Here is a 6,960-nt window from a genome sequence, read left to right on the forward strand (position 1 = left end):
CCCGACCTGATCGTGATGGACATCCAGATGCCGCACGTCACCGGCTACGAGCTGATCGGCGCGCTGAAGGCCGACGCGGACCTCGCCGCCGTCCCGGTGATGGCGGTCACCGCCTATGCCGGCCGCGACGACGAGGAGCGCATCCGCGCGGCGGGCGCGGCCGCCTATGTGTCGAAGCCGATCAGCCTCGCGCGCTTCATGGAGACGGTGAACGGGCTGCTCTAGGCGCAGGCGGCTCGGGTCAGCAAGCACGCCGGTGCGCGGGCCGCCGCGCAGCGCCTGGAGCGGACCGCGCACGCGCGGCAGCCCGATCAGGCCGACGGCGGCTTCGCCATCGCCGTTTACCGCCGCCGTCATGCCGGCCTCGTGCCGGCATCCACGCCTGATCTGGGCAGAGTCGTCCGCAATGGAGAGGCCGACTGCGACGCGAGTGGATACCGACAAGGCCGGCATGACGGGAGCTTCGGGAGAACCCGCCGCGGCGAAGCCGCGTCGTCGGTCCTCGGCAAGCCGAGGCCGGCCGAGGTTGGTGCCGCGACGCGGATTAGCTTCGCTAATCCGCTGCACCAACTTTACTTGATCTTCGCTTCCTTGAACTCGACGTGCTTGCGCGCGACGGGGTCGTATTTCTTGAAGCTCAGCTTCTCCGTCTTGGTCCGCGGGTTCTTCTTGGTGACGTAGAAGAAGCCGGTGTCGGCGGAGCTGACGAGCTTGATCTTGACGGTGGTCGGCTTGGCCATGGCCCGATGTCCTGAAAAACGAAGGAGCGGCCGACGCTGACGCCGCCGCTCCGATACAGCCGGGGCGCATGGCGCAGCACGCCGCCCGAGTCAACCGCGCCCACCCTTCACAAGCCTGCAACCTTTCGCGCGCATGATGCGCCGTGAAGCAGGACGGGGGACCGGAAATGGCGCAGGATCGCGACACCGTGCGGCGGGAGCTGGCCAGCCGCGTCGCTATGCTGGACGGGCGCGCCCGGCTGGCCCGGCCGCCCGAGCTTGCACAGGCGGTGGAGGACATCCGCCTGCTCGCCCAGCGCCATGGCCTGCACCCGACGGTGACGGTGGCGCACGTCATGGCCGGCGCCCTGGCGCGGGGCGAGCGCGGTGTCGTCGCCTGGCTGCCGCTGCTGCGCGACGCGGTCGGCGCCGAGCGGCAGGACCGCGCCGCCGGCGAGGCCTTCGCCGCGGCCTGTTCGGCACGCCTAGCGATCTGAGATGGACGCGCTGATGGCGGCGCTGGTCGCGGCCGCACTGGGCGGGGTCGGCGACCGGCCGCCCTGGCTAGCCGCGATCCTGGCCGATCGTTATCGCGCGCCGGGGCTCGTGCTCGCCGCCGCCGCGCTGGCGCTCGCCGCCACCAGCGGGATCGCCGCCGGTGCCGGCGCGCTCCTCGCCCCGCAGCTCACGCCCGAGGCGCGCCAGCTGCTGCTCGCACTCGCGCTGATCCTGCAGGGCGCGGGCGCAGCCTGGCGGGTGAAGCCGCCCGACCGCCTTGCCGGCTGGCGGCTCGGCGCGATGGCGACCAGCCTCGCGGGCCTGTTCATCCTCTGCTTCGGCGATGGACTGCAGTTCGTCGTCGTCGCGCTCGCCGCCCATTCGCCCGTTCCCGCGCTCGCCGCGGTGGGCGCGACGCTGGGCGGGTTCGCCGTCTTCGCGCCGGCCGCAATGCTCGGCGAGCGGGCCTGGCTCCGGCTGCCGCTGGTTGCGGCACGGCGCGTGATCGGCGCGGTGTTCCTGCTCGCCGGGCTGGTGCTGGCGCTCGGCGCGCTGCGGCTGATCTGAGCGCTACGGACCCAGCCTGAGCAGCCACAGGTCAGGGGGCGCGCCGAACCGGAGCGGGACCACGCTGGTCCCCAGCCCGGCGGTCACGATCGTCAGCCGACCGGGGTCGCGCACCGCGCCGCAGCGATAGCGCGGGTCGAACAGCCGGCGGTGCAGCAGCGGGCTCGTCGCCACCACCGTGCCCACCCAGAGCAGCACCACCTGCCCGCAATGCGTATGCCCCGCCAGCACCAGCGGTGCGGCGCCGGGCGGCAGCGCCAGCCCGGGCGTATGCGTCAGCAGCACCGGCGCGCCGGGCAGCCGCCGCGCCGCCGCCAGCGCCGCCCCCGGCGCAGCATGGCCACTGAACGCATCGTCCACTCCGACGATCGCCAGCGGCCCGCGCTCGGCCGCCTGGTTGGCGAGCACCGTCACGCCCGCCCGCCCCAGCGCGCCGGTGACCGCCGCCGGCGCGGTCCAGTGATCGTGGTTGCCCAGCACCGCCACCACGCCGAGCGGCGCGCGCAACCGGGCCAGCGGCGCGGCGAGCCCGCCGGCGAAGCGCACCCCCTTCGCCGGATCATGGCCGAACACGAAATCGCCCGCGATCAGCACCAGATCGGGCCGGAGCGCATCGACCTGCGCCACGATCCGCGCCAGCCGCGACGCATCCATCGCCGGCCCGCCGAGATGGATGTCGCTCAGCAGCGCCACCGTCACCGGCGCGGCGCCCGCCGGCCAGTGCGGCAGCCGCACGGTCATGCGCCGCACCACCGGATCGGCACGCGCATGGCGATAGCCGACGCCCGCCAGCACCGCCGCGCCCAGCATCAGCACGCCCGTGACGAGCGCGCAACGGAACCGGGCCCGCTTGCTCATGCGTTGTCTCCGCGATGCACGCCTTCGCCGCGCTTCTCGATGCCCTCATCTACACGCGCGGGCGAAACGCCAAGCTCAAGCTGATCGCCGATTATCTGCACGTCACGCCGGACCCCGATCGCGGCTGGGCGATGGCGGCGCTGACCGGCGACCTCGACCTGCCTGCGGTCAAGCCGGCGCTGATCCGCGCGCTGATCGAGGCGCGCACCGATCCCGTCCTGTTCCGCATGAGCCGCGACTATGTCGGCGACACCGCCGAGACGGTGGCGCTGCTCTGGCCGGCGCCCGATCTCCCCGTCGATCCCGCGCCGCTCCACCTCGCCGCCGCGGTCGAGCAGCTGCGCGCGATCTCCCGCTCCGACGCCCCCGCCGCGATGGCGGCGATGCTCGATCGGCTGGACGCCGAGGAGCGGTTCGCGCTCATCAAGATGGCGACCGGCAGCTTGCGCATCGGCGTCTCCGCCCGTCTCGCCAAGACGGCGCTGGCGCAGGCGTTCGGGCTCGACGTCGAGCAGGTGGAGGAGCTGTGGCACGGCCTCGCACCGCCTTACGAGCCGCTGTTCGCCTGGGTGCGCGGCGAGGGCGAACAGCCGACGCCCGCCGACACGCCCGTCTTCCGCTCCTTCATGCTCGCGCATCCGCTGGAGGACGGGCAGGTCGACCTCCAGGACTATGCCGCCGAGTGGAAGTGGGACGGCATTCGCGTCCAGCTGGTTCATATCGCCAATGCGCAAGGCGGCGAGACGCGGCTCTACAGCCGCACCGGCGACGACGTGACCGGCAGCTTTCCGGAGGTCGCGGCCGCTTTCCGCACGCCGGGCGTGCTCGACGGCGAGCTGCTGGTGAAGGGCGAGGTCCAGGGCGGCGCGCTCGGGAGCGACGACTTTGGGGGCGGCGGCGCCGCGAGCTTCAACGCGCTTCAGCAGCGGCTCGGGCGCAAAGTCGTGTCGGCCAGGATGCTCGCCGATCTTCCCGCGTTCGTCCGGCTCTACGACATCTTGTTCGATGGCGCCGAGGACCTGCGCGCGCTGCCCTGGACGGCGCGGCGCGCCCGGCTGGAGGCGTTCATGCCCCGCCTCGATCCCGAGCGTTTCGACCTCTCGCAGGCGATCGAGGCCGCGAGCTTCACCGAGCTGGAGGCGATCCGCGCCGGCGCGCGCGACGCGGCGATCGAGGGCGTCATGCTCAAGCGCCGCGACAGCCCCTATGTGTCCGGCCGCCGCGCCGGGCTGTGGTATAAATGGAAGCGCGATCCGCTCACCGCCGATTGCGTGATGATGTACGCCCAGCGCGGCAACGGCCGGCGCTCCTCCTGGTATTCCGACTACACCTTCGGCTGTTGGACGGAAGGCGGCGAGCTGCTCCCCGTCGGCAAGGCCTATCAGGGCATCACCGACCAGGAGATCGCCCAGCTCGACAAGTTCGTGCGCACCCACACGCTCAACCGCTTCGGCCCGGTGCGTGAGGTGGAGAAGACGCTGGTGCTGGAGATCGCGTTCGACTCGATCCACGCCTCGACCCGCCACAAGTCCGGCCTCGCCATGCGCTTCCCCCGTATCCTGCGCATCCGCACCGACAAGCCCGCGGCGGAAGCCGACCAGGTGGCTACGCTGCAGCGGCTGGTGACGTGAGTGGGGAAGCGTATCTAGCGTTCCGCTACCCTCCTGCCGGTTCGTCAGGACGCCTTCGATCGACCTCACCATGGAGGCGAATCTGGCCGACCTGGGCGGGCTGTCGATGGCGCTCGACGCCTATCGCCAATCAAACCGACTTCAGGTGGGCGCGTCTACCGCACGAAGTATATCTGATCCGCCGCGGACCAGCCGATCAGCATCGTGACCGGCCTTTCGCCTGTGTCGATCCGATAGCGCGACGCACTGCCATTCGGGAGAGGGTAGGTGTCGAGCAGGCTGATCTCAATCGGTTGATGCGCAATGCGCGGCCCCGGCGGACGCTTCGCGGCCTTTTCCGCCAGAACAAGTTCGGGCGCCAAGGTCGCTTCATCATCTTGTCCGGCCAGATAGGCGGCAAGATGCTTCGCCCGCTGCGATGAGGGCTCGGGCTGACCGGGAAGGCTCAGGAACGTCGTACCCGGACGATAATGTTCGATCACCTCCTCCAGGAAAGTCCCCATGGGGAATGCGGGGTCACCGTTGGTCTGGAAGATGGCGGTCAGTTCTGCGGCCGGGTAACGCAGGATGCGCGATCGGAAGCCGGGAACGCTGCCAGTGTGCGAGCGCACGTCTCGGCCGCGAACCTTCTCGAGAAACCATCCGAAGCCGTAATTCGTGACCCGCCCGGACAGGAGCAGGCCTGGTTCATACATCGACGCGAGCAGGTCGGGCGAGACGATCTTTCCTTGATCAACCGCATCGAGCCACGGCGCCCAATCGAGCGCGGAAAACAACAGGCCTCCGTCGGACATGTGCGACACGGCATTGTCCATGCGCGTCGCATGGTGGAGGATGCCATCGACCCAGTGATAAGGCTCCGCGCGACCAACAACGGGCATGTCGGCGGCGTCGGCCCGCGCCAACGGAAGCCCGGCCGGCTTGAACAGCTCGTCCTGGACATAGTCGACGTAGCTCTTGCCGCTGACTGCCTCGATCAGCCAGCCGAGGATCGCATAGGCCGAGTTGGAGTAGACAAGCGTCTCTCTGGGGCGGCCGATCGGGTCGGGAACCGATTTCATCAATGCGTCGTGATCGAAAGGCCGGTCCCAAGTGAACCCAGCCTCGTAGTCGGCGATGCCGCTGATATGACCGAGCATCAACCGGATGGGCAGAGGGTTCATCCACGCGATCAGTCCGGTCACGTGCTTGCCGATCGGGTCGTCGATCGAGAGCTTGTTCCGTTCGACGAGCCGGAGCACCGCGAGGGCGGTCACGTGCTTGCTCATCGATGCGATGTGAAACAGCGTCGTTGGCGCCACGGGCACGTCGAACGGCACCGATGCCTTGCCGTACCCGTAACAGCCTTCGAGGCGTCCACGCCTGACGACGGCCAGCATGGCGCCGGGGAGTTTCTGATCGACGCAGTAGCTGTCAAACCTGGTCCGCAACGCAGGCGGGAGGGTGGGCGGCGGGTTCGTTGCAGCGGCGGCGATTGCCGGTCGGACTGCGGCAGCGGAGAGCACCGCAGACGCAAGCAGCACGTCTCTTCTCGAATGATTCCCCATCAGTCCTCTCCCCCGCGGACGTGCCTCGCCCACCAGCAACGCCACTCCGAAACTCTGCCGCCCATCGGGCGTAAAGACCAGCCCTGCTCCCGAGCGACGTGAGGGATCGTGGCGCAACGTGTTTCCCTTGCCGAAAAGGAAGGAAGTCGAGCGGGAAGACCGGAACGGACGGTGGTCCTGCCACTGCTGACGGTTGAGTCGTTCCAAGCCCAGTGCTTGACTAAATCTGGTCGAAGCGCCGATGCACATGGTAAAAGGAATGCTGCCGACGCTTCAGTGACGGGTTTTGGATCGCCCGCCGCTAATCACTCCACGCAAGGGCGGGCGCCATCGTCGCGCCCCGCCGTCGTCCATACTCCCTCCGATCGTTCAATCGTCCTTCGTATGCACGTCCCAATGCTCGACGGCCTTGCCGTTCTCGAAGCGCCACATGTCGAACGTCGTCGTCGTGTAGATCTTGGTCGGGTCCTTCGAGTCCTTGACCGGGATAACATAGGCGACGATCACCTTGTCGCCCTCTGCCACGACCGAGACGAGCTGGGTCTTCATCTTGACCGGGATCGGCGTCGGCTTCAGCGCGAGCGTCTTGGTGAAATAGTCGATCACCGGCTGGAGGCCGTTCTTCACCTGCGGATTGTGCTGGATGTAGGTCGGGCCCAGCCACTTGGCTGTGAGCTCCCAGTGGTTCGCCTCGAGCAGGTCCTTGACGATGTGATAGGCCGCCTGCTTGTTGCGGTTGAGCACGGGGTCCTTGCTGAAGAACAGAGCGTCGGGGTTGGCGACGCCGACCACCGCCTCCTGCGCGATCGCGGGTGACGTGACGCCGAGCAGCGTGCCCAATATCGCCAGTTTCATTCCCTCTTTCATGGCAGTCATCCTTGCTTGGTGTTCAGACGCTCCGCCGCCCCGGCGAAGCCGCCCGCGACGATGGCGATATCGTTGGCGGCGACGGTCGCCGCGAAGCCCTGTTCGCGGCGATACAGCGCCGCGTCGACCGAGGTGGTGAAGATGCCGCATGCCACGCCCGCGGCGCGGCAGGCGGCGTGGACCGTCTCGATCGCCCGTTCGTGGCGGTCGTCGATGTCCGGGAAGCAGCCGATCGACAGCGCGAGATCGCCGGTGCCGAGGAAGACCAGGTCG

The 6,960-nt window shown here is 69.1% G+C and carries 9 protein-coding genes; 4 read left to right on the plus strand and 5 right to left on the minus strand.

Features of this window, described 5'->3' with window-relative positions; translation table 11 throughout:
• Positions 1-225: response regulator (locus ACFE64_RS14250; protein ID WP_375393120.1), on the plus strand; the 225-nt coding region annotated here is incomplete at its 5' end.
• Positions 226-572: 347 nt separating this feature from the next.
• Here ACFE64_RS14250 and rpmG read toward each other — a convergent pair.
• Positions 573-740 (minus strand): 50S ribosomal protein L33, encoded by a 168-nt coding sequence (rpmG, locus tag ACFE64_RS14255; RefSeq protein ID WP_093333495.1) that lies wholly within the window; start codon positions 738-740, stop codon positions 573-575.
• Between the two features lie 143 nt (positions 741-883).
• Between rpmG and ACFE64_RS14260 the strand changes: the two genes are divergently transcribed.
• Together ACFE64_RS14260 and ACFE64_RS14265 are read left to right on the plus strand one after the other, a co-directional pair.
• Positions 884-1,216 carry a hypothetical protein gene (locus ACFE64_RS14260; RefSeq protein WP_375393121.1) on the plus strand — a complete coding sequence of 111 codons (333 nt, stop codon included), beginning with the start codon at positions 884-886 and terminating at the stop codon, positions 1,214-1,216.
• Position 1,217: 1 nt separating this feature from the next.
• Positions 1,218-1,784, plus strand: coding sequence for a TMEM165/GDT1 family protein (locus tag ACFE64_RS14265; protein WP_375393122.1), 567 nt, complete (start codon positions 1,218-1,220; stop codon positions 1,782-1,784).
• A gap of 3 nt (positions 1,785-1,787) precedes the next feature.
• Here ACFE64_RS14265 and ACFE64_RS14270 read toward each other — a convergent pair whose 3' ends face one another.
• On the minus strand, positions 1,788-2,642 hold the full coding sequence (locus tag ACFE64_RS14270; RefSeq protein ID WP_375393123.1) for a metallophosphoesterase: 855 nt from the start codon (positions 2,640-2,642) through the stop codon (positions 1,788-1,790).
• 14 nt (positions 2,643-2,656) lie between these two features.
• On the opposite strand from ACFE64_RS14270, the gene ACFE64_RS14275 reads away from it, so the two are divergent.
• Positions 2,657-4,273, plus strand: a complete 1,617-nt coding sequence (locus ACFE64_RS14275; RefSeq protein ID WP_375393124.1) for a cisplatin damage response ATP-dependent DNA ligase — start codon at positions 2,657-2,659, stop codon at positions 4,271-4,273.
• 155 nt (positions 4,274-4,428) lie between these two features.
• On the opposite strand, the gene ACFE64_RS14280 is transcribed toward ACFE64_RS14275, so the two are convergent.
• The 3 genes from ACFE64_RS14280 to ACFE64_RS14290 form a co-directional block, all read right to left on the minus strand.
• Entirely contained in the window at positions 4,429-5,820 is a 1,392-nt protein-coding gene (locus ACFE64_RS14280; RefSeq protein WP_375393125.1) for a serine hydrolase domain-containing protein, read from the minus strand.
• Positions 5,821-6,189: 369 nt separating this feature from the next.
• A complete protein-coding gene (locus ACFE64_RS14285; RefSeq protein WP_375393126.1) occupies positions 6,190-6,687 on the minus strand; it encodes a hypothetical protein in 498 nt (165 codons plus the stop codon).
• A 5-nt stretch (positions 6,688-6,692) separates the two neighbouring features.
• The coding region (locus ACFE64_RS14290) for a hypothetical protein (protein ID WP_375393127.1) at positions 6,693-6,960 on the minus strand (268 nt) is incomplete at its 5' end.

Origin of the sequence: uncultured Sphingomonas sp., assembly GCF_964250165.1 — a bacterium.
Lineage (GTDB): Bacteria > Pseudomonadota > Alphaproteobacteria > Sphingomonadales > Sphingomonadaceae > Sphingomonas.

Excerpts from the sequence above, each read along its gene's own strand:
- rpmG (WP_093333495.1), bottom strand. The coding sequence starts at position 740 with ATGGCCAAGCCGACCACCGTCAAGATCAAGCTCGTCAGCTCCGCCGAC.
- ACFE64_RS14265 (WP_375393122.1), top strand. The coding sequence starts at position 1,218 with ATGGACGCGCTGATGGCGGCGCTGGTCGCGGCCGCACTGGGCGGGGTC.
- ACFE64_RS14270 (WP_375393123.1), bottom strand. The coding sequence starts at position 2,642 with ATGAGCAAGCGGGCCCGGTTCCGTTGCGCGCTCGTCACGGGCGTGCTG.
- ACFE64_RS14275 (WP_375393124.1), top strand. The coding sequence starts at position 2,657 with ATGCACGCCTTCGCCGCGCTTCTCGATGCCCTCATCTACACGCGCGGG.
- ACFE64_RS14280 (WP_375393125.1), bottom strand. The coding sequence starts at position 5,820 with ATGGGGAATCATTCGAGAAGAGACGTGCTGCTTGCGTCTGCGGTGCTC.
- ACFE64_RS14285 (WP_375393126.1), bottom strand. The coding sequence starts at position 6,687 with ATGAAAGAGGGAATGAAACTGGCGATATTGGGCACGCTGCTCGGCGTC.